This window comes from Thalassospira indica, from assembly GCF_003403095.1.
Taxonomy (GTDB): domain Bacteria; phylum Pseudomonadota; class Alphaproteobacteria; order Rhodospirillales; family Thalassospiraceae; genus Thalassospira; species Thalassospira indica.
In genome coordinates this window covers 4,162,289-4,188,533 of sequence record NZ_CP031555.1, presented here as the reverse complement: position 1 = coordinate 4,188,533, position 26,245 = coordinate 4,162,289, and the positions used below count along the sequence as shown (strand labels likewise).

Sequence of the window (26,245 nt, the reverse complement as noted above, 5' to 3'; positions counted from 1 at the left end):
TGATGACACAAAGAGATGACATGCCGTGCACATACCGCAATGCTGCCCGGTTGCTGATTGGGGATAAGGTTTTGAAAAATATGGGTTCCGATCAACCGACTGCGCGGGCAGAGTTCGGCGTCGTGAAGACGTTCCTGCCCTATTTGTGGCCGCGCGGCGAGTTTGAGCTGAAGGTGCGTGTTGTTCTGGCTCTGCTGTTTCTGGTCGGGGCCAAGGTGGCAAACGTCTATATCCCGGTGCTGTACAAATACGCGGTCGATGCGCTTGGCGGTGGTGACAAGGCCGGTGATGCGGCGGCAAACGCCGCCCAGTCAGGATCGACAGACACCACAGCCCTGATTGTCGTGCCGGTGGCGCTGATTGTCGGTTATGGCCTTGTGCGGATTCTGGTGTCGGCCTTTGGCGAGATGCGTGATGCGGTCTTTGCCAAGGTAGCCCAGCGCGCCATCCGCAGATCCGCCTTAAGCGTTTTTGAGCACCTGCATGGTTTGTCGCTGCGGTTCCATCTGGATCGTCAGATGGGCGGGCTTTCGCGTGCGATTGAACGCGGGGTGAAGGGCATTGAATTTCTTCTGTCCTTCATGCTGTTCAACATCCTGCCGACCTTGCTTGAGATCTTCATGGTCTCGATCATCCTGTGGGCGCTTTATGATGTCTGGTTTGCGCTGATCACCTTTACCACCATCGTGATCTATATCGTCTTCACGCTGGTGGTGACCGAATGGCGTATGAAGTTCCGTCGCGAAATGAACAAGCGCGATGACGAGGCCAACACCAAGGCCATCGACAGTCTGATCAACTACGAAACCGTCAAATATTTCAACAACGAAGCCCATGAATCGACCCGCTATGACAAGGCGCTGCGGGGCTATGAAGTAGCGGCTGTGCAGTCGCAAGTCTCACTTTCCAAGCTCAATGTCGGGCAGGGCGCGATTATTGCCGTCGGCCTTGTTCTGAACATGTTGCTGGCTGCCCAGGGGGTTAAGGACGGCAGCATGACGGTCGGTGACTTCGTTCTGGTGAACACCTATTTGCTGCAGCTATACATGCCGCTCAACTTCCTTGGGTTTGTCTATCGCCAGATCAAGCAGTCGCTAACCGATATGGAACGCATGTTCTCGCTTCTGGATGTCGAAAAGGAAGTCGAAGACAAGGCGGGTGCCAAAAGCCTTGCCTGTGATGCGGCAACCGTCCGGTTCGAAGATGTGCATTTCTCCTACAACCCGGATCGCAAGATCCTTAAGGGGGTCAGCTTTGAAGTGCCAGCAGGCAAAACCGTTGCCGTGGTTGGGCCAAGCGGGGCAGGCAAATCGACCCTGACGCGGTTGATGTTCCGGTTTTATGATGTTTCGGGTGGCAAGATCACGATTGATGGTCAGGATATCCGCGATGTGACGCAGAACTCGCTTCGTCGCGAAATTGGTATCGTGCCGCAGGATACCGTCCTGTTTAACGATACCATTGCCTATAACATTTCCTATGGCCGTCCCGGTTCGGCACAGGGCGAGATCGAAAATGTTGCGAAGCTTGCCAGCATCGACGGATTTATCGCAGGCCTTCCCGACGGCTTCAAAACCATGGTTGGCGAACGTGGCCTGAAACTTTCGGGCGGTGAAAAGCAACGCGTGTCGATTGCGCGCATGTTGCTCAAACGTCCGAAAATCATGATCTTTGACGAAGCCACATCCGCCCTTGATACCCGCACCGAAAAGGATATCCAGCAGGCGCTTCGTGAAGTGTCGCGCGGGCATACAACCCTGATCATTGCGCATCGATTGTCCACGGTGATTGATGCCGATGAAATCATCGTGCTGCGCGATGGGCAGGTGGCCGAACGCGGTCGCCATCAGGAATTGCTGGACCGTGATGGTCTGTATGCCGAGATGTGGGCCCAGCAACAGGAAATCCGCCAGGCCGAGGAAATCCTCGCCCACGCGGGTGAAATTCCAGGCTGATTTTTCTGCTGGCAGATTTGAAACTGTGGTTTCGGGCGGTTGCCTAAGGCAATGGCCCGAATACCGCGGTGCTATCAAGCAACCAAAGTGCCGTGCTGATGGTGATGAAGGATAGCGATGTGGCTGCCATCAAGGCTGCCGCGCCCATTGCTTCGTGCCCGTAGCGCTGACAATAGATCGGGTAGACGCTAAACATCGGGGCACAGGCATAACCGATTGCAGCGATCTTCATCACCGGATCAAGATCGGGGACAAGGCCCAGCAAAAGGAAAATGATCAACGGGTGCAGCACAAGTTTGCCAAACACGATGCGTGCCATGTCGAAACGCAAACCGCGCAGTTTGAGCCCAACAAGCCCGCCACCGATGACAAACAGTGCCACCGGGCCCGACGCCGAGGCCAGCATATCAATCACCGAAAAGATCGGACCGGGCAATGTGATCCCGGAGATCGAAATGCTCATTCCGATCACGATGGCGACAATGATCGGATTGCGTGCAAGCCGGGTAAAGGTCTTGCGCAGAATTTGCCAACGACTAGTGCCCTCTGCCTCGGCACTATCGCCCAGTATCAGGGTTAGTGGCGTGATCACCAGATTTTCGATGATAAAGCAAAGTGCCAGTGCAATACCCGCCGTCGGACCAAGCAGCTGCAGAACAATCGGATAGCCAATAAAGCCGCTGTTGGACATCGACATACCCATACCCTGCAGGGCGGCATTCTGTTGGCTTTTCTTGGCGATCAATCGGGCAAAGAAATAGCCCAGCGCAAACACGATCAAGGACCCGCTGCCATATGCCGCCAGATAGTTGGTGTCGAACACCTTATTGATGTCATGGGCAATCAAGGTGCGGACTAAAAGGCATGGCAAGGCAAAGTTGATCACAAATGCCCCCATGCCACGTGCGACCGTTTGCGCAACGATGTTGCGATAGACGGCGATATAGCCAATGGCGATGATCAGGAATATCGGCAATGTAACGGCAAGGATATCAAGCATCTGGGCCAGAGGCTTTCATTGTGGTAAGGCCTTCATCAGCTAGCCCCCTATTGGCCCAAGGTCAAGAAACAGAATGATTTCAAACATGAACCAAACGGTAATGGATTGGCCAGAAGGACTGGATGGCAATAGCTTTTCCGGGGTGGCCCGGCTTGCGAATGTGTCTCCACGTGGGGCACGGGCTGCCGAAATTCTTGACCGTCACCGGCTACTTGATTGTTTGGCGGCGTATCAGCCCGAGGTTGTCGGGACCTTGCCGCTGGCGATTGATACCCCGGAATCTGATATTGATATCTTGTGCAACGCCCCTGATTTGACGGTGTTTTCTGAATTTTCAGACCGGGCATTCGGTCATTTTGACGGTTATCGTCTTCACAAGCGTCCTGCAACCAGCCATGTCGCCGCAGCATTGGTTGTCCGTTTTGAGTGTGACGGGCTGCCTGTCGAAATCTTCGCCACTAATTGTCCGACACGGTCGCAATACGGTTTTGTCCATATGCTGATTGAGGCGAGGATACTATTTGTGATGGGGGATGAATTTGCCCGTCAGGTTAGGGAACTGAAGCAGTCAGGCATCAAGACCGAACCGGCCTTTGCCAAGCTTCTGGGATTGTCCGGCGACCCGTATATTGAACTGGCTGAACTTGTCAGCCTTTCGCCACCACAGCTTTGCCAACGACTTGGTGTTGGTGGAAACTAGGTGTTCTCGGTTACCGGATCACCGACGGTCATTGTGCCACCTGCGATCACGCGACAGGTCACACCACCCCGCCAGTCTGGTCTCAAAGCTTCTTGAAGCCCCATGGCAACCGCATCCATACGATTGCACGGGTCAGTTTCACCGTTAATTTCAAACACGACGTCACCGATTGAAAGTTTGCTGCCTTTGCTGCGTGGCAAGGCAATCCCGCGGACAAAAAGGTTGGCGCGGCGTTCGGTCCAGTGAATGTCATCGCGGCCGATTTCGTGGCATGCCGCCTGCCAGTCTTCTTCTGCCAGAATGGTGACCTGACGTCGGCGCAGCTTGCCGCGAAAATCCCCGTCGATACCAAGCTCGGTTGTGACTGAAACACTTTCAAGACTTTCCATCGCGGCGCGCGGGCGTGCCTTGCGCGCGATACCTACAAGTTCGGCTTTATCGACCATTCAGGTTTTCCATTGACCGGAAATCACCCAGCGACCTGCGAAGTTTTCCGGCACCAGAATGGTCTGGCGCGGTGTGCCACTTTCATCAAGATCAGGGTAATCGGTGGTGTAATGCAGCCCACGGCTTTCGCGCCGCCACAGGGCAGATTGAATGATCAGCTTGGCAACGACCGACAGGTTACGCAGTTCGAGAAGGTCATTGGTGACACGGAAATTGCCGTAATATTCATCGATTTCCGATAGCAGCAAATCAACACGGTGCTGAGCGCGTTGCATGCGCTTGGTTGTGCGGACAATGCCGACAAAGTCCCACATCACGTTGCGCAGCTGTTCCCAGTTATGGGCAACAATGACTTCTTCATCCGAGTCCGTGATGCCGGTTTCATCCCAGTCGGGGATCGGTTTGAAAAGGTCCTCGACCGGCAGTGCTTCGATAATGTCCTTTGCCGCTGCCTCGCCAAACACAAGGCATTCCAGAAGCGAGTTCGATGCCAGCCGGTTCGCGCCGTGCAAACCGGTGCCAGCACATTCACCGATGGCATACAGCCCGGTCAGATCAGTACGCCCGCGCAGATCGGTCAACACCCCGCCGCAGGTATAATGGGCCGCCGGAACAACCGGGATCGGTTGCTGGGTCATGTCGATGCCATAGCTCAGGCAATTTTCATAGATGGTCGGGAAGTGCTCCTTGATGAAATCAGCGCCCTTGTGGGTGATATCAAGGTAAACACAATCTGCCCCCAGACGTTTGAGCTCATGGTCAATGGCGCGTGCGACAATGTCACGCGGGGCCAGTTCGCCACGCTCATCAAACCGGTCCATGAAGCGCGTGCCATCAGGCAACAACAGTTTGCCGCCTTCACCGCGCACGGCTTCGGAAATCAGGAAGGATTTGGCCTGTGGATGATACAGGCAGGTCGGGTGGAACTGGCTGAATTCCATATTCATCACACGGCAACCTGCACGCCATGCCATGGCAATACCATCGCCCGTTGATCCGTCCGGGTTGGAGGTGAACCGGTAAACCTTGCTTGCCCCGCCGGTGGCAAGAATTACGGTGCGCGCATTGAATGACTTGACCTTTCCGGTACCAAGATCAAGCGCATAGGCCCCGATGCAACGGCGGCCTTCGCCACCGAATTTGCGATCGGTCACCAGATCAATCGCCAGATAGTTTTCAAAAACATCGATGTTCGGATGATTGACCGCCTGCCCCTGAAGCGTCGTCTGAACCGCACGCCCGGTGGCATCCGCCGCATGCACAATGCGCCGATGACTGTGACCGCCTTCGCGGGTCAGGTGGAACGGCTGATTGTTATCCCCATTGGGGTCGCGGGTCAGTTGAATGCCAAGTTCATCAAGCCAGGCAATTGCCTTTGGCGCATTGGTGGCGACGAATTCGACGGTTTCGCGTTTGCACAGGTCGGCCCCTGCCACCAGCGTGTCACGCACGTGGTTTTCAATGCTGTCAGCGGCATCAAGCACGGCGGCAATACCGCCTTGTGCCCAGTTGGTCGATCCATCATCGATCTTCCCCTTGGAAAGAACAGCGACTTTTACATGCGGGGCAAGTTTGAGTGCCGTGGACAAACCGGCAGCACCACTGCCGATAATAAGCACATCATACTGGAAAGAATTTTCGGACATTTTTTCCCATCGCTTTCGGGCGGTGCCAGATGGCGGAAACTGGCGCGGTGGCGTCAACATCGGGCTCCGAACAGAGGCGCAGAATAGGACTGCTTTTAGCCAATCTCAAACATATTTGTCTGAAATGGTGTGATGATTTCTGTCCATCTGTGTCAGATTTATTGCGTGTTGCTTGCAAATGGCCGCCAAGCAGACAGATTAAAAGGACCACCCAACACCAACCAGGGGAGTTTGCTGTGGGCAGTTCTGCGCACAAGGAGACGGTTTATCGCGGTGGATGTCATTGCGGCGATGTCCGTTATGAAGTTCACGGGCCGGTTGACGATGCGGTGATGTGTCACTGCGAGCTGTGTCGCAAGCTGCACGGACATGTCAGCTCTTATGCCCGCTTTGATCGCCATCACCTGAAACTGGCCAAGGATGATGGGCTGCGGTGGTATCGCATGTCCGATAAAACCGATCGCGGATTTTGCAAGGAATGCGGCACCGCCCTGTTCTGGCGCCCTGTGCGCAACGACAATATGGCACTGATGCCCGGAACTCTTGATGATACAAAGGGTATGACCACAGTCGGGCAGATTTATTGCGCGGACAAAGGGGATTATTATCCGCTTGATCCGGCAATTCCCCAACATGATCAATCAGACAAGGCCGACAACGTCGCCGTTGCCGATCAATCCTGATCGGTAACTCCGGGCACCTTCATCCAGGTCAGCTCGTGCTTGTTGTTATATAGATGCACGACCTTTGATCCGGGGATATCGCCAAACTGGGTGATCGCGGAATAGTCCGTATCGCCCTGCAATTTGATGGTGCAGATGAAATTGGTCGCCATCCCGGCATCCATCCACTGATTGACCAGCGTAAACAGGCGATCCGGATAGCAGATCACGTCCGAGCACAGCCAATCGATATAGCCGATTTCTTCCGGGTTAAGGCCAAAGGCACTTTCCTGTCTGAAATCAACGCGCGGCAGATTGGCGATCTTGGCATCAAGGCGGGCCTTGTCGATGGAAATCACGTCGGTGCCAAATTCATGCAAAACCCACGTCCAGCCGCCCGGGCTGCCGCCCAGATCCATGGTGCGATCACCGGCCTGCGGATAGGCGCCAAGCCGGGTGAAGGCTTCCCACAGTTTGAGGTACGCACGGTTGGGTGGGGTTACCTTGTCTTCTTCAAACTCGACCTCGCCGTTTTTCCAAGGGCTGGAACAATCAGCAGCCGCAATGATGGTATCGGGATCAATCAGCGTCCACGAGCCAAGCGGTGCAGCAGGGGCCGGTTCGCCAAACACCTGACGTTTGGCCGACACGTGCGGCAAATGCCCTTCGATCAGTTTGGCACGGGAAAAGTGGTCAAACTTGAACAGAGCCCAGTTGCGTTGATTGAATTTCAGGATCTTCGCCGCCCCCTTGATCGACGGGATGGCAATGCGGACCGGATTGCGCCAGACATTCTGCGCCCAGAAAACCCGCCGTTCCGGACCGGGGGCAAACATCAAGCGGTCATGGCGTTCAATCACATCGCCAAGTTCTGTTTCGAGCTGATCTTCAAAGCCGACAGGGGCGAGATAGCCGGTGGCATCCATCGGCTCGATCACGGCATCAATGCCGTCGGGGGTATCGAATGTCTGTGTGTTTTCCATCATGGGCCTGCTTTTACGCCGATTTGGCGCAATAAAAAAGCGGGAAAGCTGCATGTCAGCTTTCCCGCCCGTGATGGCTGATCAGCGAGGTGACAAATCAGAATTTGTCTGCCTGCACCAGACCGTCGATCAGGAGAACCTTGGTCGGGTCACCCTTGATCCCAAAGTCATTGTCGTTGATCATCGCAAGTGCGCCGTCCCCCATGATGGCAAGGCCTTCGAGCTTGTTGGGTGCTTCCGGGTAGTCCGCGCTGTCAAACCGAAGCGTCTTGGAAACCGCAACCAAATCAATGGTGCCAAGATCATTTTGCTGTTCAAGTGACGGGCTGGTGGACATGTCATCCCAGCGGGTGGCAAGGATGTTGGTCGCACCTTTCAGCTCAACCTCATGCAGCTTGGTGGTTTTGTTGGTACGTTCCAGAACCAGAAGACGGTCGTTGCCAAGGGCCAGTACTTCGGAAATACGCGGTGCGTTCTGTTTCTTGGATGGGTCGTTGCGGAAGGTCTGCGGATCATCAAGCTGATAGATATATTCGCCAGTAAGCTTGGAAGATGTGCGGTCATATACAAACAGGCGCGTGTTTTTTGCCGTGGTGTAGGCCGCCTTGTCCGGGTTTGCCAGCGGGTTTTGGACCATGAAGTACAGCTTGCTTTCGTCCGGTGAAACCGCCATGGATTCAATGCCGCGGTTGGTCTGGCGTTTGACCAGAATGGCGGGAAGGCCGCCGGTAACCTTATAAGCCGAACCTTCGAAATCCTTTTCAGAGCCAGCCGGAACGATGCGTTCAATGACAGTGCCGTCAGCAGAAGCATGCAGGATCGACGGGCCATTTTCCTCACCAATCCAGTAGGAGCCATCAGAAAGGCGAATAATGCCTTCGGCATCGATTGAGGAAACCGACTGCTTAAGCATATTACCATTGGCATCAACCGGCTTTTCGGTTTTAGCCACGGTCAGCTTGTTGGTAAGCCCGGTCAGCGGCACCCCGTTTTGGTCCTTGATGGTGATGACATCCTTGATGTCAAAGCTGCCATCGTCATTCAGGAAGATGGTGTAGATCGACGGCGAATAATCCGGGGTCGGATAGACGCGGACTTTCTGGCCCTTGCAGACCTGATCGGCCGAAACTCCCAGAACTGCTTCGACGTTTGCACAGGTAAAGTTCGGACCACGGTCGGATACGGCATAGAACATATTGGCCGGGTCACTTGGGCGACGATATGCGCCCGAACCAAGACCGACGGTGAGTTCACGTGCCTTGCCGCCCTCGACCATGACGGTCGAAAGATTATTGATCGCACTTTTGGTTTCAAAAACCTTGGCTTCGCCCGCCATGGCAGAACCCGCCATCAGCATGGCGGTAACACCGAAAAGACCGGCTGCAAACGTCCGTTTCATCACTGGGAATTCCCCGAAAAATTTCACAAAAATACGCAGCTCAAGCCCGTAATGTTCGGACGAACTGTGTTCCTGTTCACATTAAGGGGTCTGTGTGACAGTTTGTTTGCGCTTGCGCGTCGCTTTGATGAAACAAATCACAAGTGTGGGTGGCTTACTTCCAGAAATCCTCGCGCCGGACCGTAAAGGTTTCCGACACGCTGGCATATTCCTGATAGCCAAGGCGTGCAAGTGGCTCGAACAAGGTGATATCGACCATGCCATCGCGAATGATGTCATCATCGATATGCAGGCCAACGACGGTTCCAATCACCATCGCACACGGGCGTTCGGGATTGGCACTTGGCAGATCGACAATCTGAAACACTTCGCATTCCATATGGATCGGAACACCCTTGATCAGATGCGGTTTAACGCACTGAGCGGGCAGCTTTTCCAATCCGGCATATTCAAACTCGTCTTCGCCCGGCGGCAGCGGTGCCGAGGAAAAATTAAGTTCTTTCAGCATCGCCTTGGGCGCAACGCCAACAACGAATTCACCAGTATCACGTGCATTGCGCAGACTGTCGATGGACCCACCCGATGAAAACATTACCATCGGCGGATTGCCATGCACCGCATTGAAGAATGAATAGGGGGCTAGGTTTGCCCGACCCTCGGCATCAAGGGTCGATACCCAACCAATCGGACGCGGCGCCACACACGCCTTGAACGGATCGTGTGGAAGATTGTGGGCGGTTTTTCCGGGCTCGTAAAACATCAAGATGTCCGTTCTGGTTGGCTTGGTGGGCGGTGTCTTTTGTCCGACGATGAAACGCAATCAGATCACCTGATAATGCCAGATATCGTTATTGACGTCTTTACTGACCCGGCGCGTATTCATGTTCCCGTAAATGATCCGGGCGGTCCGCTAGATGCAGGCGGGTTTGCGCCATCGGGGTTTCGGCGATGATCTTGCCGCGGCGAATAACGAACAGGCGGTTGGCGCGCATGCGGATGGCCTCGATGGTGTCGCGGGCCTGCAGGATGACGAAATCGGCATTATTGCCGACCTCAACCCCGTAACCTTCAAGGCCCATGATCTTGGCGGGCTCGGTGGTGACCGCATCGAAACACGCGCGGATATTATCGCGCGACGTCATCTGGGCCACATGCAGCCCCATGGAGGCAACTTCAAGCATGTCGCCAGATCCCATCGAATACCAGGGATCCATCACGCAATCATGGCCGAAGGCTACTGTGAGCCCGGCCTTGCGCAATTCCGGCACACGGGTCATGCCGCGGCGCTTGGGATAGGTATCATGACGGCCCTGCAGAGTAATGTTGATCAGCGGGTTGGCGATGGCGGATACCTCTGCCTCGGCCATCAGCGCGATCAATTTGGACACATAGTAATTGTCCATCGAATGCATCGACGTCAGATGGGACCCCGCCACCCGGCCATGAAGCCCAAGGCGCTGGGTTTCATAGGTCAGCATTTCGATATGGCGTGACAGCGGATCATCCGATTCATCGCAATGCATATCGACCATCAATCCACGGTCCGCCGCCATTTGGCAAAGCTCCGTGATGCTTTGGGCACCATCGGCCATGGTGCGTTCAAAATGCGGAATTCCGCCGACCACATCAACACCCTTGTCCAAGGCGCGGATGACGTTGTTTTTGGCTGTAGGGCTGCGCAGATAACCGTCCTGCGGGAAGGCAACAAGCTGCAGGTCGATATAGGGGGCGACCTGCTTTTTGACCTCAAGCAAAGCATCAACCGCCAAAAGGCGATCATCGCACACATCAACGTGGCTGCGGATTGCAAGCAAACCTTTGGAGACGGCCAGATCACAATATTTCAGTGCGCGTTCAATTACCGCTTCGGGTGTCAGAAGTGGTTTGAGTTCCCCCCAAAGCGCGATGCCTTCCAGAAGGGTGCCGGACTCATTCATGCGCGGCAGACCAAGCGAAAGCGTCGCATCCATATGGAAATGGCTGTCGACAAAGGGGGGGCTGACCAGCATGCCACCACAATCAAGCACCTCGACCGACGGCACATCGATATGTTCGGCAATCTCGATGATTTTGCCGTTCTGACACGCGATATCCACACCGGTTTGGCCGTTGGCGATATTAGCGTTTTTCAGGATCAGATCGGGTTGCATGATGTCATCCTTGGTCTGGTGGTGGCAGTCACAAACGGGTTGTATTGCTTAACGTTGTCCCTTGAACCATGGCACAAGAAGCGCCTTGGGGTAATCGGCTTTGCGGGCCACAACAATAAGCGCAATGATCGACAGGATATAGGGCATCATCAGGAATACCTGCGATGGCAGGAATGCGCCGACCTCGGTCTGCAAACGCACCTGAAACGCGTCAAATGCCCCAAACAGCAATGCGCCAATCAATGCCTTGCCCGGTCGCCAGCTGGCAAACACGGTCAGCGCAATACAGACCCAGCCACGGCCATTGATCATGCCAAAGAAGAACGCATCAAAGGCCGACATGGTCAGGAAAGCCCCGCCCAATGCCATCAGCGATGAACCGACAACGACCGCACCAATGCGAAGGCCATAAACCGAAAGTCCCTGTGCCTCGACCGAGGACGGGTTGTCACCAACAGCCCTGATCGCAAGACCAAGCGGTGTGCGATACAAAACCCAGCCGGTGACAAACACCAGAACAAGGGCCAGCATTGTCATGGCCGTTTGCGAAAACAGCGCCTGTCCGATGAAGGGTAGGTCTGAAAGAAACGGGATATCAAGCGGACGGAACGGTTCGATGCGCGGCGGGGACGAAACATCGGGTAATGCCGTGCGATAGGTGAAATATGACAAACTGGTCGCAAGCAACGTCACCCCGATGCCCGACACATGCTGGCTTAACCCCAGCGGCACAGTCAGGATCGCATGGATCAGGCCAAAGAAGCCACCCGCAAGGGCTGCAACCAATACGCCACCCCAAAGACCGGCTCCCAGCCATACAGCCATCCAGCCCGCCATCGCACCGGCGGTAAAGACGCCCTCGATCCCAAGGTTAAGCACACCGGCGCGTTCGCAAATCAATGCGCCCAACACGCCAAAGATCAGCGGGGTCGCAATGCGAATGGCGGCTTCCCAGAAGCTGGCGGCAAGAAGAATATCAATGATTTCCATGGTCTTTCCCCTTAGCCCTGCGCCGATTTGCGATCAAAGTGAACTCTAAACCGGGTCAGGAACCCGCCGATCAAAACACACAGCAACGCCATGGCAACGATCAGATCGGCGAGATAGCTTGAAACGCCAATCGCGCGGCTCATGGAATCTGCACCGACAAAGACCGATGCAACAAAAAGCGCCGATGCAATTACCCCGATGGGTGACAGACGTGCCAGCATCGCGACCACAATTCCGGCATAGCCATATCCGGGCGAAAGGTCAGTTGCGAGGTAACCACGCGTGCCAGCGACTTCCGACACCCCGGCAAGCCCCGCCAAACCACCTGACAGGGCGGCGACAAGGATCATGGTTTTGGTCACCGAAATGCCGGAAAATCTGGCAGCAGCGGCATTTTCCCCAACCGCACGAATTTCAAAACCCCAAACCGTGCGTTTGACAAAGATCGCCAGCGCAATGGCCGAAACCAGTGCGATGAGAAGCCCGATATGCACCCGCATGCGTTCCAGAAGGGCCGGGAAGGCCGCACTGTCAATGATCGGTTCGGATTGTGGCCAGCCCATCGACATCGGGTCTTTCAGCGCCCCTTCAAGCATCATCTGAACGAACAGCAACACGATGAAGTTCAAAAGCAGGGTGGTGACGACCTCGTCCACACCAAGACGGGTTTTCAAAAGCGTCGGCCCGATCAGCATCAGCGCACCAGCAATCATGCCTGCGATGATCACAACCGGGATCATCACCCAGCTTGGCCCGTCAATCACACCCGAACCAACGGCAACAGAGGCCATGGCGCCCATGTAGAGCTGGCCTTCGGCGCCGATATTCCAAAGCTTGGCCCGGAATGCGATGGCCGCGGCAAGCCCGGTCAGGATCAGGGGCGTTGCACGTGTCAGCATTTCCGAGGTCGAGAAGACCGAGCCAAACGCGCCACTGATCATAAGGCCATAGGCCTCAATGATCGGCGCACCGGCGAGCGCCAGCGGAATGGCGGCCAGAAGAATGGCAATCGTCGCGGCCAGAACAGGCACACCGTAAACCAGAAGCGGGCCGGGATTGCTGCGGGGTTCAAAGCGGATCATGCCGTTTCTCCCGGATTAGTGGTCGTCGTGGCAGGAGGGGCATCGGGGGCATGCGGGGCGGCTTTTTGGCCAGCCATCATCAGGCCAAGCTCGGACCGATCAATGCTATCGGTTGGCATGGCGGGGGTTATGTGCCCGGCATGGATCACCGCGATCTGATCGGAAATGGTCAGAAGTTCATCAAGGTCTTCGGAAATCAGAATGACCGCCGCCCCACCCTGACGGGCTTCCAGCAAGCGGCGATGGACTTCGGATTGCGCACCGACATCAAGGCCGCGCGACGGCTGATTGGCCAAGATCAGCCTGGGTGATTTTTCCAAGACACGCGCGAGGATCAGTTTCTGAATATTCCCACCTGATAAAAGGCGCGCCGGGGCATCCGGGCCGGGGCAACGCACGTCATAATCGTTAATCGCGTGTTCGGCACGTTTGCGGATGGCATCGAAATCAAGGAAGCCGAATTTCTGGTATTCCGCGCTTCGAACATCCTCGATTGCGATGTTTTCGGTTACCGTCATCGATCCGACCATGCCATCGTGATGGCGGTCTTCGGGGATGCGTGCGATGCCGTTCTGCGCGAAGGTGTGGGCGTCAAACTTGGTGACTTTTTCGCCAAATATTTCGACTGTGCCGCTATCTGGTTTATCAAGCCCGGCGATCAGTTGCGCCAGCGCCGCCTGTCCATTGCCCGATACCCCGGCAATGCCAAGAATTTCGCCTTCGCGCGCGGTGACATTCACCCCATGCAAGGACCGGCGGGAATCACCTCGATCAATCGTCACATCGGCAAGTGTGATAACGGGCTTTCCGGGCGCGCGCGGTGTACGGCGGCTGGCGGGAACTTCGCGACCGACCATCAGTTCGGCGATGGATTTGTGGTTCGCTTCGCTGGTTTTCATTTCGCCAACCTTGGCCCCGCCGCGCAGGACGGCAATCCGGTGCGAAACAGCAAGAACCTCGGCCAGTTTGTGGGCGATGATGATGACCGCAAGGCCGGTTGCGGCAAGCTTGCGCAGGATGGTAAACAGGCTGTCGGCTTCCTGCGGGGTCAGAACCGCGGTGGGTTCATCAAGAACCAAAAGCCGCGCATTGCGGTAAAGCGCCTTGAGGATTTCCACGCGCTGCTTTTCGCCAACGGTCAATTTGTGCACCGGCTGATCGAGATCGACGTTAAGCCCCGATCCGGCCATCAGTTCACCAAGCTTTGCGCGTGCGCTGCTGCGATCACGACGGAGCCTGAAAATCGGTTCGGTCCCAAGGACGATGTTATCAAGACCGGTCAGGTTTTCGGCCAATGTGAAATGCTGGTGAACCATGCCGATCCCGGCATCAAGGGCTGCCTGCGGGGCGCCCGGTTCAAGCTGCTCAAGGTTACCATCGCGACTGGCAACCGTAACGGTGCCTTCGTCTGCGACATAGTGACCGAACAGAATATTCATTAGTGTGGTTTTACCCGCACCGTTTTCACCAAGCAGGGCGACGATTTCGCCCTTGTGAACGGTCAGGTCGATGGCGTTATTGGCAACGAGTGGGCCAAATCTTTTGGTGACACCTGCCAGCGACAGCAGCAGGTCTTGCGACGTTTCGGATGATGTGTGCGCAGCAGATGACATTCGGGTAATCCGTTTTGTTTTTATGCGTCACGCTGTGGGGCAGTGGGCGGCTTTGTGGTGGGTATCATGTCGTAAATGACAAAGGGCAGTTCGATTGTTTAACCGAACTGCCCAATGATTTCAGCGAAATCTTACATTGATGATTTCGGTTCTTCGTCGTTTACGTCGACCGTGAAGGACCCATCAAGGATTTCAGCCTGTTTGGCTTCGACTTCTTCAACCGTACCGTCCGGCAGCAGGGCCGGATCGAGAACGACAGAACCGCCGCCATATTCCATGTAGCTGAACTTGCCGTAATCTTCGGCCTTGAATTCACCGGCTTTGACAGCCTCGATGGCGTGGTCAATGGTGGCTTCCATGTGCCAAAGTGCCGAACCCAGGATGGTGCCCGGATAATCAGCCGCGGTGTCGATCACGTTGCCAACGGCCAGAATGCCGCGTTCCTTGGCGGCATCGGAAACGCCAAAGCGTTCGGCATACATGATGTCCGCGCCATTATCGATCATGGCAAAGGCTGCTTCTTTGGCCTTGGGCGGGTCATACCAGCTGTTGATGAAGGTCACCATGAACTCGACATCCGGATTGACAGATTTGGCACCCGCCATGAAGGCATGCATCAGACGGTTCACTTCCGGGATGGCAAAACCGCCAACCATGCCGATCTTGTTGGTTTTGGTCGCCTTGCCAGCCGCCATGCCGACAAGGTAGCTCGGCTCATGGATGAAGTTATCAAAGACCGAGAAGTTTTCCCCGTCCGGTGCAAAGCTTGACCCCATCAGGAACGCGGTTTCCGGATAATCAGCCGCAACCTTGCGCGCTGCACGTTCAACGCCGAATACTTCACCCACGATCAGGTCGGAACCGTTTTCGGCATATTCGCGCATGACGCGCTCATAGTCGGTGTTGGCGACGTTTTCGGAAAATTCATAGGAAATATCGCCGCGTTCTTCGGCGGCATTAAGCGCCTTGTGAATGCGCGATACCCACTGCTGTTCGACCGGAACGGTGTAGATTGCCGAAACCTTGAGCGGATCGGCGGCCTCGGCCGGTGCGCCAAAGCCGAACGATACGACGGCGGCTGCGCCAGCGATGGCCGACAGCATGGCACGACGCGATAGGCGGAAAGTACCAGACTTCATTTTTGTCCCCCTGCGGATTTATTGCCGTTATGCGAAACTCAACCTTTTGCATAGATTGTGGGCAGATTGTATACGCGATCACAAAAGAGGCAAAGCACCTTCTGTCCAAATGGTCAGTTTTCCACTCTTTGGTGTAAGTATTTGGGAATGCACGGGGTTTGGGGTGAATTAACGCGTGCAAATGGCGCGTTTCTGCGCAGCCAAAAGGTGATCGGTGGATATTCCGGTGCCGATTGGTGCTGTTTCGCGCAGGCCCGATACCCGAGTCCGGGCTGCATCAACCGCATTTATGATCATGCGGTAGCAGGGGCAAAATCTTCCGGTTTTTCGGGCATAGCGGTTAAGATTGTCTAAACAGGTGACGCACTTTCTAACACAATGCGAATCCTTGAAAAATTTCGGAGTCGGTTAACTCTTTCATTAACTATTTCGGTTGATGCTTTCATCAAGATTTCAAGGGGGAACCTAGAAGGCATCATGACAAAGAAGACATCTTTACCACTTGATCAGGTGATGGTTGGCGATTGCATCGAACTGATGAACAGCCTGCCGGAAAAATCCGTCGATCTGATTTTTGCCGATCCGCCCTATAACCTTCAGCTTGGCGGCGATCTTCTGCGCCCGAACAATTCCAAGGTCGACGCTGTTGACGATCATTGGGATCAGTTCGACAGCTTCCGTCACTATGACGAGTTCACCCGTGACTGGCTGACGGCGGCGCGCCGCGTGCTTAAGGACACCGGTGCGATCTGGGTGATCGGTTCGTATCACAACATTTATCGTGTTGGTAACATGCTCCAGGATATCGGGTATTGGATCCTGAATGATATCGTCTGGCGTAAAACCAACCCGATGCCGAACTTCCGCGGCAAGCGTTTCTGCAACGCGCACGAGACCCTTCTGTGGTGTTCCAAAAGCGAAGAGCAGAAAGCCATCACCTTTAACTACGAAGCGATGAAGCAGCTTAATGAAGGCCTGCAGATGCGCTCTGACTGGTTGATGCCGATCTGCTCTGGCTCGGAACGTCTTAAGGACGACAAGGGTAAAAAGGTCCATCCGACCCAAAAACCCGAAGCATTGCTGCAGCGTGTTCTGATGGCGACCACCCGCCAGGGTGATGTGGTGCTTGATCCGTTCTTTGGCACCGGCACCACCGGTGCAGCTGCACGTCGTCTGGGCCGTCACTTCATCGGTCTGGAACGCGAAGAAAGCTATGCTGAAGCCGCGCGCGAACGTATTTCCAAAGTTCAGATGCTTGATGGCGACAGCCTTGAGCTGACCGAGTCGAAGCGTTCCCTGCCGCGTATCCCGTTTGGTGCGGTGATCGAACGTGGCCTGCTTTCGCCGGGTGACAAGATCTATGACAACCGGGGAAATGTTGCCGCCATGGTGCGTGCTGACGGCTCGATCAGTCATAAGGACAATGCCGGTTCGATCCACCAGATCGGTGCCCATGTTCAGGGCGCACAGGCTTGTAATGGTTGGACTTATTGGCATTACAAGTGCGATGGCCGACTGGTTTCGATCGACAATCTGCGCAGTCAGCTGCGTAAGGAAATGGGTCAGGTCCCCGCCTGATCCAAGCCGCAAACCAACGGCTAAACTCTTGATGCCTAAAAGAACCGGCGTGGTTGCAAAACCCGCCGGTTTTGCTTTTGGGCAAAATTCTTGCTATATTCCGATCATCAAACTTATCCGCAAGGATAGATGGAGAAGAATATGCAAGCAGGTGCAGTAGGGGGTGCCGCATACGCACCCAACCCGGTACAAATTCAGCAGGCAACCGCGCCAATTGCTGAAACGGGTAACAACGACCTGAATTCACCGCCGACACAGCGGATCGAGCAAGCAGCAGAAACCGAAACGTCGCAGCAGGCAGCCCCGACCCCGACAGAGGGCCGTGGACAGGTGATCGATATTTACGCCTGATCGCGCCGCGCGAGGTTTAAAAACAAAAGGCCCGTGGTTCCGACCACGGGCCTTTTTAAATTGCGGTGCTCTCATTCGGCACAGCTATTCAGTTCAGGCGGGCCCGTATTTCAGGGCATGTCGGACGATCTTTTTCATGATGGTCGGCAGCGCAAAGTCCGAAAGCCCGTCAATGGTTGTCCAGCTACCTTCAAGTTTATCGGCATGATCAGCGGGCAGGGTCGTGGCCAACACGCTGACATTTAGATGAAAATGCGTGAAGGTATGGCCGACCGTACCGTCAAGTTCCGACCAATTGGCGGAAACCGGTGCCTCGGACAACATCACATCATCGGGCGCCTCAATTGCCCGCCAGTCACTACCGGGCACTTCATACAAACCACCCAGCAGTCCCTTTTCCGGGCGGCGGCGCACCAGAATGCGGCCATCATCTTCGCGCCGGATCCAAAACGCATAACCAACCCGGGTTGGTTTGGGGTCCTTTTTGCGTTTCTTGGGAAGGTCGGGCGCGATGCCTGATTTGCGACCCTCGCAATCGGCCTGCCATGGGCAAATGCCGCACGCGGGATTGCGCGGTGTGCAGACCGTCGCCCCCAGATCCATCAATGCCTGGGCATAATCGCCGGGGCGGTCGGATGGGGTCAGGGCAGCCGACTTTTCCTTGATTTCCGGTTTGACGTCGGGCAACGGCGTTTCCAGCGCAAACAGGCGTGAAATCACCCGTTCGATATTGCCATCCACCGGGCTTGCATGGCGGTTAAAGGCAATGGCGGCAACTGCGCAGGCGGTATAGGGGCCGATACCCGGCAGTTTCAGCAACCCTTCCTCGGTATCGGGGAAAACGCCGTCATATTCCGATGCGACAACCTTGGCGCATTTGTGCAGGTTGCGCGCCCGTGCGTAATATCCCAGCCCCTGCCAGGCATGCAAAACGTCATCAAGTTCGGCATTGGCAAGGTCGGTCACGGTTGGCCAGCGTTTCAAGAACGCAGCAAAATACGGTCCCACCGTTTGCACAGTGGTTTGTTGCAGCATGATTTCGCTGAGCCAGACATGATAGGGATCTGGCGTATCGCCTGGTTCTGATCGCCAGGGCAGGGTGCGGTGATGGCGGTCGTACCACTCCAGCATGCTTGCTGCTAGGCGTTGGGTATCCTGATGGGTGAAATGCACGTCGATCCCGTGTTATGTTGTTTTGCGGACGCAGAGTTTTGGTCCGAAGGTATGCAGACCCTACGAAAGAAGCGGGCGTGAGCAAGAAAAAAGATAGTGTTGGTACGAAAAGTGGCTCGGTGATGGATCAGCCATCCAAATCCGTTGCGCCCAAAAAGAAGCAGGGCTTTGTCCCGCTGGGCAGCTGGGAACGTCGGATGGGCCTGCGTAATGTTGCCCCCCTTGTTGGCAACCTGACCCGACCGCTGGTGCGCAAGCGCGGCTTTTTCCAAACGGAAATCATCCTGCATTGGGCCGAGATCGTCGGACGTGATCTTGAACAATATACCATGCCGCTGAAATACAGCCCGCCGCCCAAGGAAAGCATGGCCGGTGGTACGTTGCTGATCCGGGTTGTCGGGCCGGTCGCCCTTGAGCTGCAACACCGCATGCCGCAGATCATCGAACGGGTGAACAGTTATTTTGGCTATCGTGCGATCAACAAGATCACGATGCTTCAGGGCGATATTTCAAGGCCCGAACGGACCGTTCACCGCCCGACCGACGTGCCCGAGGCCGACATCAGCCCAACCAGTCAGGCCGACCTCGAAAAGATCGAAGATCCGCATCTTCGCGAAGTTCTGACCCGCCTTGGTCGTCACATCGCCGGTGCAAGCGGCGGTTTGCGTCCCAAAACAGGCAAGAAATAACGCCTGCGCGACCGTAACCGTGGGCATTTGATAACTTGCCCTGCGGTCACGATCTGTTGTCTTGCGCGTCGTCGATAATCGAATCAGTTTCATGAAATGAACGATCACGGAGTTGCCGCAATTGCGCACCACTTTGGCGACTCGTTGGTGGCATAGCCGTTTTCGGGGGTGTGTTGACTCGCACGCAGCAACAGGCTTGTAATCACAAAACTTTGTTTTAACGGAGGTTTCCTTGCTAAAGGCAGTTAAGTTTCTTGCTTGTGCGTTTTTGATGATGGTTGGGGTCGCAAGCACCCAACAGGCACAGGCAGTTGAATGGAAAGAACATGTGCTGGGCGACGAAAATGCGCCGGTCACGATGATTGAATATGCATCTTTGACCTGCCCGCATTGTGCGGCCTTCCACACCGAAGTTCTGCCTGAGATCAAGGAAAAGCTGATTGATACCGGCAAACTGAAACTGATTTTCCGCGACTATCCGCTGGATGGTGTTGCGCTGCGTGCGGCGGCAATCGCACAGTGCGCGGGTGAAGATCGTTATTTCGGTGTGCTTGGCATGCTGTTCAAATCCCAGATGACCTGGGCACGTTCCGACGATCCGATTGCCAGCATCAAGGAAGTGGTTCGCTTTGCCGGGATGACCGGTGATGCTGTCGATGCCTGCATGGCAGACCAGGAGCTGATTGATGGGATCGTTGCATCGCGTATGAAGGGTGAACAGGAACACAACGTCAATTCGACGCCGAGTTTCATCCTTGATGGCGACACGATTGCCGGTTCGCGTGATGCGGAATTCTTTATCGATAAAGTCGAAGACCTGATCGACTAAATAAAACAATTCTGCCGGACACTGCATGTGCGGTGTTCGGCAACAAGGGACAGGGTCGGACCGGGGGACATGATTGGTCCAGTTTAAATCGCTAAAGCTGACGGGGTTCAAATCCTTCGTCGATTCAACAGATTTATTGGTTGAAGACGGGCTGACCGGTGTTGTCGGCCCGAACGGCTGTGGCAAATCCAATCTTGTTGAAGCACTGCGTTGGGTGATGGGGGAAACATCGGCCAAGCAGATGCGTGGGTCCGACATGTCCGACGTCATTTTTGGCGGCACATCGTCGCGCCCGGCGCGCAACGTCGCCGAAGTATCCGTCACCCTTGATAACAGCGAGCGCAAGGCGCCCGCGATGTTCAATGACTTTGACATGCTTGAAGTCACACGCCGCATCGAACGCGGCGGTGGGTCAAACTATCGCGTGAATGGTAAGGATGTGCGCGCCCGTGATGTGCAATTGCTGTTTGCTGATGCCGCGACAGGTGCGCGATCAAATGCGATGGTGTCTCAGGGCAAGATTGGCGCGCTGATTGGCGCCAAACCGATCCAGCGTCGTTTGATCCTTGAAGAGGCAGCGGGCATTACCGGCCTGCATTCACGCCGTCATGAGGCCGAGCTGCGCCTTAAGAACGCCGAACAGAATATGGAACGTCTTGAAGACGTCTTGGTTCAGCTTGACGGTCAGATCGCCTCCCTGCAGAAACAGGCACGACAGGCTGAACGCTATCGCAAACTTTCTGAAAGTGTCCGCGAGACCGAGGCCCTGTTGTTCCATATCCGCTGGACCGAAGCCGCGAAACGTCAGTCAGACGCGCGCGAGTTGCTGGTCGCTGGCGAAAGTGCAGTACGTGATCTGACTTCATCGGTGACCGAGGCCACCACGGTTCAGGCCCATATTGCGGCAAGCCTGCCCGATCTTCGCAAAAAAGAGGCCGAGGCCGCCGCCGCCCTGCAGCGTCTTTTGATCGAGCGAGAAGGCCTTGATAAGGACAAGGCGCAGATCGAAACGCAAATGAGCCAATTGCGTGGGCGTATCCAGCAAATTGATGCCGACCTCACACGTGAGGCGGAGCTGGCAAGTGATGCACAGGGCGCGCTTGAAAAACTCAAGAACGAGCGTGAAGAACTCCGCGAGGCCCAAGGCGGCGAAGATGACGCCCTTGATGAAGCTCGCGAAATGGCATCCGAAAAGGCCCTTCGCGTCGAAGAACTTGAAGCCGACGTTGATCAAATGACCAACAAGGTCGCTGAGGAAGAGGCGCGCCTTAAATCGGTACAACAGCGTTTAAGCGAACTGAATGCCCGTCGTGCGCGTTTGACCGAACGCCATGACGAAGCCGTCGCCAAGCTTGACGATATCCGTATTGAAGCTGACTTTTCCGAGGCCCTTGAAGAAGCAAGCATGCATCTTGAAGAGTGCGAGGAACTTGTCGAACAGCGCAAAATGGCCGTTGAAGAGGCAGAGATGCGCTTGGCCGAAATGCGTGATCGGGAAGATGGCCTGAAAACTGCCGAAAGTGATGCGCGTGATGCGCTGCGCGATGTCGAAAGCCGCAAGGCGCGCCTGACGGCCGAGATCGAAGCGCTTGAAAGTCTTTTGCGCGGTGGTGACGATGACAAGTATCCCGGGGTGATCGAACACATCACGGTAAAAGGCGGGTTTGAGCTTGCGATGGCCGCGGCCCTTGGTGAAGACCTCGATGCACCGGATTCAACCGATGCGGCCATGCATTGGGCAACCATTGATCCGGCTACTGATGACCCCGCACTGCCCGATGGCGTCAGTGCGCTTGCCAAATATGTCGAGGCACCTGCCCTTTTGAACCGCCGTCTGTGGCAGATCGGCATTGTTGAAGACGAAGCAACCGGTAACTTCCTTGCCAAAAACCTCAAGGTCGGTCAGCGCCTTGTTTCACGTGAAGGTGCGCTTTGGCGGTGGGATGGCTACCGCATTCTGGCGGGTGCTGAATTGCCTGCAGCAGTGCGGTTGCGTCAGCGTAACCGCCTTGAAGAATTGCGTGGCGAACTGGAAGAAGCCGACGCAGTGGTCGAGGCCGCAACCGAGCGGGCCGAGATTGCCAGTGAAAATGTCGAACGGCTGGATGAAGAAATTGAAGCGGCCCGCACTGCCGAGCAGGAAGCACACCGTGCGGTCCGCGATGCCGAAAACACCGCATCATCCGCCCGCGAGGAAATCGCCAATATCAAACGTGATGCCAGCGCAATCGAAAGCCGCCTTCAGAACGCCGAAGAGGCCGAAAAGCGCGCCAAGCAGGACCTTGATGAACTGATTGCCGAACAGGAAGAACTCGCCGCCCTGCCAGAGGAAAGCAGCGAGGGCCTGATGGAAATCAAGGCCGAGCTGATCGAAAAACGCGCCAATCTGGCCGATGCGCGTGCGGACCATATGGAAGCCCGCAGCCAGCTTGAACGCATGCAAAGCACCATGTCAGGCCGCCGCAAGCGCCTTGAATTCGTTGAAAACGAAATTGCCAGCTGGAACGAACGTGCTTCGGGGGCTGGCGAGCGGGTCGCCGAATTGCGCGAACGCCAGGAAGAAGCACGCATGGAGATCGAGGAGCTTGAACTCAAGCCCGAAGAGATCGAAGAACGCCGCGCGGTTCTGTCAGACCGGATTGAGCTTTCCGATCAGACCCGCAAGGATGCCGCTGATGAATTGCAGCGTGCCGAAAATGCCCAGCGCGAAGCGGATATCAACCTGCGCGAAGCCGAACAGAAACTGGCCGAGGCCCGCGAAGGTCGTGTGCGCTGTGAAGCGCTGCTTGAGCAAGCCGAACAGCATCGCCGCGATTTGATCGAACGTATCCGCGAACGTGTTAACGCGACCCCAGATCAGTTGGTTGAACTGGGCCAGATTGATCTGACCAAGGATTTGCCAAGCGAAGGCGACATCGAAGCCCGCCTGCAACGCCAGACCCGCGAACGCGAAAATCTTGGTGCGGTTAACTTGCGTGCCGAGGTCGAACTGGCCGAGATGCAGGAACAGAAAGACACCATGGTGTCCGAACGCGATGATTTGATTGCTGCCATTGAAAAACTGCGCAATGGCATCAATCAGCTCAACCGCGAAGCCCGTGCTCGTTTGAAGGCGGCCTTTGATGAGGTGGACAAGCATTTCCAGCAACTGTTTGTCCGTCTGTTTGGTGGCGGTGGCGCGCATCTGATGCTGACCGATGCGGATGATCCGCTTGAAGCCGGGCTTGAAATCATGGCATCGCCGCCAGGCAAAAAGCTTCAGCATTTGTCACTTCTGTCAGGGGGCGAACAGGCTCTGACGGCTGTTGCATTGCTGTTTGCGGTCTTCCTGACCAACCCGGCGCCTATCTGCGTCCTTGACGAGGTTGACGCACCGCTGGATGACGCCAACGTCGACCGTTTCTGCAAGTTGCTGGAAGCGATCGGCCGTCATGCCAATACCCGCTTCCTGGTCATCACCCACCACCGTATGACCATGGCCCGCATGAACCGCCTGTTTGGTGTGACCATGGCCGAACGCGGCGTGTCCTCGCTGGTATCGGTCGACCTGCATCAGGCAGAAGTCTATTCCAAGAAAGAACAGACCGAGCTCGACTTCACCAGCTAATCCGTGCCGCTTATTAAGCATTCCATTAATAAACTGATAGGGCGCGCAATGTTAAACATCATTGAAACTCAATGGTGGTGAAGGTCGAATGTCCCAGAAAGTGCGCGAGCTTTATGAACAGTTTCCCTATCCCTTGCGCGATCCCGGGCAGGAAAAAGACCGGCTGTTAATGCCGCCAATCGATACCCTGTCACGGGTCAATCATTACTGCTTTGGCGGCACAAAGGAATTTGATGCCAAATTCCGCGCACTTGTTGCTGGTGGCGGCACAGGCGATTCCCTGATCTGGTTGGCCGAACAACTGGGCGGTGTCGGCGGATCGGTGACCTATCTTGAACCGTCCACGGCCAGTACTAGGGTTGCCCGTGCACGGGCGGAGGCACGCGGTCTTTCAAATATCGAATACGTCAATCAAACCATCTCGGAATTTACCAAATCCAAACCCGATCTGTTTGATTACATCAATTGTGCCGGTGTATTGCATCATCTCGAAGACCCGGAAGAAGGTTTGCGTGATCTGACCTCGGTGCTTAAGGCTGATGGTGCGATGGGCATCATGGTGTATGGCGAACATGGTCGCCTTGCCGTGACCGAGTGGCGCAAAATGATCGCGCCGTTACTTGATGGCAAAGATCTGCTGCAACAGTTGGCGATGACGCGGACATTGTTGTCGGCCCTGCCCGAAGACAACATGCTGCTTAAAATGGGCGGTGGTGCGGGGTTCATCAAAGGGTTGCTTGAAAACGATCCGGAAATCGTTGATTTGTTGCTTCATCCTGTTGAGTGCGCCTATGACGTTCACGGTGTGTACGATTTCGCGTCTTCTGCGGACCTTCATGTCGCGGCCTTCACAGGCTTCTTCGGGTTCGGGGGAACCGGCAAGGCCCATTACAAGATAGACAATCTGGTGCGTGATCCTGCATTGCTACGCGAACTGGCGGCCAAGCCGCTTCGCGATCAGCAGGCATTTTGTGAACGGTTCAGTGGTGCCATGCCGTTGCACGCATTCTACCTGACCCGCGAGGACAAGGGCCAAGCTGCCGAAATGCTGCCAGATGCGGAACTTGCCCCGTACTTCTTTGTATCGCCCAGCGAGACCTTCTTTGATGATCTGGTGGCTCTTTCCGGTCAACCGGTTCTGATCGAAGATGGCACGGGCAATGCGGTTGATCTGACGGGCGGGCCGGATCTGGCACGCTTGCTGGCGGTATTTGACGGCAAGAACACGGTCGCAGAGCTTGTTGCCATTTTGCGCGATGAAATTCTTGATACCCAACCGATTGATATGAATTCGATTGCGATCAATACGCTTGGCGCAGTCTGGGCGCTGTTTCACAAGTTCGACTGGATGTTGGCATCCAGGCCGGACGGTTGGCAAAAAACCGATGGTGAACGCACTCTTCGCGTGCGCAAGGTCTGAGTGGTTTATGCGGGTACGGCCACCCGTAATGTGTTTCGGGCATCGGTCGTGAATCGGAAAGGCGTAGCGTCTTTAATCCGTCGATATTTCATGGTTTTGACGAAAAACGGTTCCGATTTTGGTAAATTGCCAAGGGACTTTGAAAAACGCCGAATTTATCGTCTGCGATGTCAAAGGGCATAAAACCCGCAGGAACCGAGGAAAACCGCCGGTTGCAGGACAGTGGCGCAGATCACTGTCAATTCTTTTGAGTGCGACTATTGCCTAACGTCAAAAGTGTTTTCCTTCACATTTGTGGGGTTAAGCAGCTGAAATAATTGATGTTATTTCGGTTTTCAGAGGCCGGGGCAGACGGGGTTTTACAGCTTGACAGCCCATGGGGTGCTAAGTATGTTGCCCGCGCATTTCCTTGCGACGTTTGCAGGGTTGCCAAAGCGGGGTTCACAACAATGAGCGATGATAAAGATCGCGCTTCATTAGCAGAGCTTGAAAGCAAACTGGCAGCCGTAGCAGGCAAGCGAGAAGAACTGCACAGCCCGAACCGGGCGACCGGCAAACCATCCCAAGGGATGGCGCTTGGCATGAGGATTTCGGCGGAAATGATCGCTGCGGTTCTTGTTGGCTTGCTGATCGGCTGGGCGCTGGATCGGGTGCTTGATACGACACCTTGGCTGCTTGTTCTGTTTGTTTTTCTCGGGGCAGGTGCCGGAGGTTTGAACGCTTATCGCGTTGCCAAGGGTTTTGACAGTGCTGTCGGACTTGGTCGTGCGATGGGGGAGCGCAAGCAGGGGAACGGGGACCAATCCGAACCCTGATAATATTGAGCGAGGAT

General features: G+C 55.4%; 22 protein-coding genes. 10 read left to right on the top strand and 12 right to left on the bottom strand.

The window, feature by feature from the left end:
* Positions 1-80: 80 nt before the first annotated feature.
* Complete coding sequence (locus DY252_RS19575; RefSeq protein ID WP_064788863.1) at positions 81-1,955, top strand: ABCB family ABC transporter ATP-binding protein/permease; 1,875 nt, start codon at positions 81-83, stop codon at positions 1,953-1,955.
* Between the two features lie 43 nt (positions 1,956-1,998).
* Here the strand turns inward: DY252_RS19575 and DY252_RS19570 are convergent, their stop codons facing one another.
* Entirely contained in the window at positions 1,999-2,955 is a 957-nt protein-coding gene (locus tag DY252_RS19570) for an AEC family transporter (protein WP_064788780.1), read from the bottom strand.
* Between the two features lie 85 nt (positions 2,956-3,040).
* Between DY252_RS19570 and DY252_RS19565 the strand changes: the two genes are divergently transcribed.
* Positions 3,041-3,655 carry a DUF4269 domain-containing protein gene (locus DY252_RS19565; RefSeq protein ID WP_165374928.1) on the top strand — a complete coding sequence of 205 codons (615 nt, stop codon included), beginning with the start codon at positions 3,041-3,043 and terminating at the stop codon, positions 3,653-3,655.
* Here DY252_RS19565 and DY252_RS19560 read toward each other — a convergent pair.
* Positions 3,652-4,101, bottom strand: coding sequence for an MOSC domain-containing protein (locus DY252_RS19560; protein ID WP_064788781.1), 450 nt, complete (start codon positions 4,099-4,101; stop codon positions 3,652-3,654). The two genes, DY252_RS19565 and DY252_RS19560, sit on opposite strands and share 4 nt — an antisense overlap.
* On the bottom strand, positions 4,102-5,748 hold the full coding sequence (nadB, locus tag DY252_RS19555; protein WP_051007609.1) for an L-aspartate oxidase: 1,647 nt from the start codon (positions 5,746-5,748) through the stop codon (positions 4,102-4,104). It lies immediately after the preceding gene.
* Positions 5,749-5,984: 236 nt separating this feature from the next.
* Between nadB and DY252_RS19550 the strand changes: the two genes are divergently transcribed.
* Entirely contained in the window at positions 5,985-6,431 is a 447-nt protein-coding gene (locus tag DY252_RS19550) for a GFA family protein (RefSeq protein ID WP_064788782.1), read from the top strand.
* Here the strand turns inward: DY252_RS19550 and DY252_RS19545 are convergent.
* From DY252_RS19545 to DY252_RS19510, 8 genes are all read right to left on the bottom strand, one after another.
* Positions 6,422-7,396: an SAM-dependent methyltransferase gene (locus DY252_RS19545; protein ID WP_425451877.1), complete on the bottom strand. Its 975-nt coding sequence runs from the start codon at positions 7,394-7,396 to the stop codon at positions 6,422-6,424. The genes DY252_RS19550 and DY252_RS19545 overlap by 10 nt on opposite strands.
* Positions 7,397-7,490: 94 nt before the next feature.
* Positions 7,491-8,792, bottom strand: a complete 1,302-nt coding sequence (locus DY252_RS19540) for an esterase-like activity of phytase family protein (RefSeq protein ID WP_064788783.1) — start codon at positions 8,790-8,792, stop codon at positions 7,491-7,493.
* A gap of 154 nt (positions 8,793-8,946) precedes the next feature.
* Positions 8,947-9,552: a flavin reductase family protein gene (locus tag DY252_RS19535; RefSeq protein ID WP_064788784.1), complete on the bottom strand. Its 606-nt coding sequence runs from the start codon at positions 9,550-9,552 to the stop codon at positions 8,947-8,949.
* Between the two features lie 100 nt (positions 9,553-9,652).
* The gene (locus DY252_RS19530) at positions 9,653-10,942 is read right to left on the bottom strand and encodes an amidohydrolase family protein (protein ID WP_064788785.1); all 1,290 of its coding nucleotides are present in this window, start codon (positions 10,940-10,942) and stop codon (positions 9,653-9,655) included.
* Positions 10,943-10,990: 48 nt separating this feature from the next.
* Positions 10,991-11,932 (bottom strand): ABC transporter permease, encoded by a 942-nt coding sequence (locus DY252_RS19525; RefSeq protein WP_064788786.1) that lies wholly within the window; start codon positions 11,930-11,932, stop codon positions 10,991-10,993.
* A gap of 11 nt (positions 11,933-11,943) precedes the next feature.
* A complete protein-coding gene (locus DY252_RS19520) occupies positions 11,944-13,014 on the bottom strand; it encodes an ABC transporter permease (protein ID WP_064788787.1) in 1,071 nt (356 codons plus the stop codon).
* Positions 13,011-14,627, bottom strand: a complete 1,617-nt coding sequence (locus DY252_RS19515) for an ABC transporter ATP-binding protein (protein ID WP_064788788.1) — start codon at positions 14,625-14,627, stop codon at positions 13,011-13,013. Before DY252_RS19515 ends, DY252_RS19520 begins: the two co-directional genes overlap by 4 nt.
* A gap of 131 nt (positions 14,628-14,758) precedes the next feature.
* Entirely contained in the window at positions 14,759-15,766 is a 1,008-nt protein-coding gene (locus tag DY252_RS19510) for a BMP family protein (protein WP_064788789.1), read from the bottom strand.
* A gap of 477 nt (positions 15,767-16,243) precedes the next feature.
* Here DY252_RS19510 and DY252_RS19505 point away from each other — a divergent pair, with 477 nt between their 5' ends.
* Together DY252_RS19505 and DY252_RS19500 are read left to right on the top strand one after the other, a co-directional pair.
* Positions 16,244-17,344, top strand: a complete 1,101-nt coding sequence (locus DY252_RS19505) for a site-specific DNA-methyltransferase (protein WP_063089153.1) — start codon at positions 16,244-16,246, stop codon at positions 17,342-17,344.
* 141 nt (positions 17,345-17,485) lie between these two features.
* Complete coding sequence (locus DY252_RS19500; RefSeq protein ID WP_231959703.1) at positions 17,486-17,695, top strand: hypothetical protein; 210 nt, start codon at positions 17,486-17,488, stop codon at positions 17,693-17,695.
* 93 nt (positions 17,696-17,788) lie between these two features.
* On the opposite strand, the gene mutY is transcribed toward DY252_RS19500, so the two are convergent.
* A complete protein-coding gene (gene mutY, locus DY252_RS19495) occupies positions 17,789-18,826 on the bottom strand; it encodes an A/G-specific adenine glycosylase (protein ID WP_064788792.1) in 1,038 nt (345 codons plus the stop codon).
* Between the two features lie 119 nt (positions 18,827-18,945).
* Here mutY and DY252_RS19490 point away from each other — a divergent pair, with 119 nt between their 5' ends.
* From DY252_RS19490 to DY252_RS22610, 5 genes are all read left to right on the top strand, one after another.
* On the top strand, positions 18,946-19,557 hold the full coding sequence (locus DY252_RS19490) for a DUF721 domain-containing protein (protein WP_064788793.1): 612 nt from the start codon (positions 18,946-18,948) through the stop codon (positions 19,555-19,557).
* A gap of 232 nt (positions 19,558-19,789) precedes the next feature.
* On the top strand, positions 19,790-20,386 hold the full coding sequence (locus DY252_RS19485; RefSeq protein ID WP_064788794.1) for a DsbA family protein: 597 nt from the start codon (positions 19,790-19,792) through the stop codon (positions 20,384-20,386).
* Positions 20,387-20,459: 73 nt separating this feature from the next.
* Positions 20,460-23,993, top strand: a complete 3,534-nt coding sequence (gene smc, locus DY252_RS19480) for a chromosome segregation protein SMC (protein WP_064788795.1) — start codon at positions 20,460-20,462, stop codon at positions 23,991-23,993.
* Positions 23,994-24,081: 88 nt separating this feature from the next.
* Positions 24,082-25,413 carry a class I SAM-dependent methyltransferase gene (locus DY252_RS19475; protein ID WP_064788796.1) on the top strand — a complete coding sequence of 444 codons (1,332 nt, stop codon included), beginning with the start codon at positions 24,082-24,084 and terminating at the stop codon, positions 25,411-25,413.
* Positions 25,414-25,862: 449 nt separating this feature from the next.
* Complete coding sequence (locus tag DY252_RS22610; protein ID WP_064788797.1) at positions 25,863-26,228, top strand: AtpZ/AtpI family protein; 366 nt, start codon at positions 25,863-25,865, stop codon at positions 26,226-26,228.
* Positions 26,229-26,245 lie beyond the last annotated feature (17 nt).

Coding starts and splice junctions, on each gene's coding strand:
- DY252_RS19575 (WP_064788863.1), top strand. CDS start 81: ATGGGTTCCGATCAACCGACTGCGCGGGCAGAGTTCGGCGTCGTGAAG.
- DY252_RS19570 (WP_064788780.1), bottom strand. CDS start 2,955: ATGCTTGATATCCTTGCCGTTACATTGCCGATATTCCTGATCATCGCC.
- DY252_RS19565 (WP_165374928.1), top strand. CDS start 3,041: ATGAACCAAACGGTAATGGATTGGCCAGAAGGACTGGATGGCAATAGC.
- DY252_RS19560 (WP_064788781.1), bottom strand. CDS start 4,101: ATGGTCGATAAAGCCGAACTTGTAGGTATCGCGCGCAAGGCACGCCCG.
- nadB (WP_051007609.1), bottom strand. CDS start 5,748: ATGTCCGAAAATTCTTTCCAGTATGATGTGCTTATTATCGGCAGTGGT.
- DY252_RS19545 (WP_425451877.1), bottom strand. CDS start 7,396: ATGATGGAAAACACACAGACATTCGATACCCCCGACGGCATTGATGCC.
- DY252_RS19540 (WP_064788783.1), bottom strand. CDS start 8,792: ATGAAACGGACGTTTGCAGCCGGTCTTTTCGGTGTTACCGCCATGCTG.
- DY252_RS19535 (WP_064788784.1), bottom strand. CDS start 9,552: ATGTTTTACGAGCCCGGAAAAACCGCCCACAATCTTCCACACGATCCG.
- DY252_RS19530 (WP_064788785.1), bottom strand. CDS start 10,942: ATGCAACCCGATCTGATCCTGAAAAACGCTAATATCGCCAACGGCCAA.
- DY252_RS19525 (WP_064788786.1), bottom strand. CDS start 11,932: ATGGAAATCATTGATATTCTTCTTGCCGCCAGCTTCTGGGAAGCCGCC.
- DY252_RS19520 (WP_064788787.1), bottom strand. CDS start 13,014: ATGATCCGCTTTGAACCCCGCAGCAATCCCGGCCCGCTTCTGGTTTAC.
- DY252_RS19515 (WP_064788788.1), bottom strand. CDS start 14,627: ATGTCATCTGCTGCGCACACATCATCCGAAACGTCGCAAGACCTGCTG.
- DY252_RS19510 (WP_064788789.1), bottom strand. CDS start 15,766: ATGAAGTCTGGTACTTTCCGCCTATCGCGTCGTGCCATGCTGTCGGCC.
- DY252_RS19505 (WP_063089153.1), top strand. CDS start 16,244: ATGACAAAGAAGACATCTTTACCACTTGATCAGGTGATGGTTGGCGAT.
- DY252_RS19500 (WP_231959703.1), top strand. CDS start 17,486: ATGCAAGCAGGTGCAGTAGGGGGTGCCGCATACGCACCCAACCCGGTA.
- mutY (WP_064788792.1), bottom strand. CDS start 18,826: ATGCTGGAGTGGTACGACCGCCATCACCGCACCCTGCCCTGGCGATCA.
- DY252_RS19475 (WP_064788796.1), top strand. CDS start 24,082: ATGTCCCAGAAAGTGCGCGAGCTTTATGAACAGTTTCCCTATCCCTTG.
- DY252_RS22610 (WP_064788797.1), top strand. CDS start 25,863: ATGAGCGATGATAAAGATCGCGCTTCATTAGCAGAGCTTGAAAGCAAA.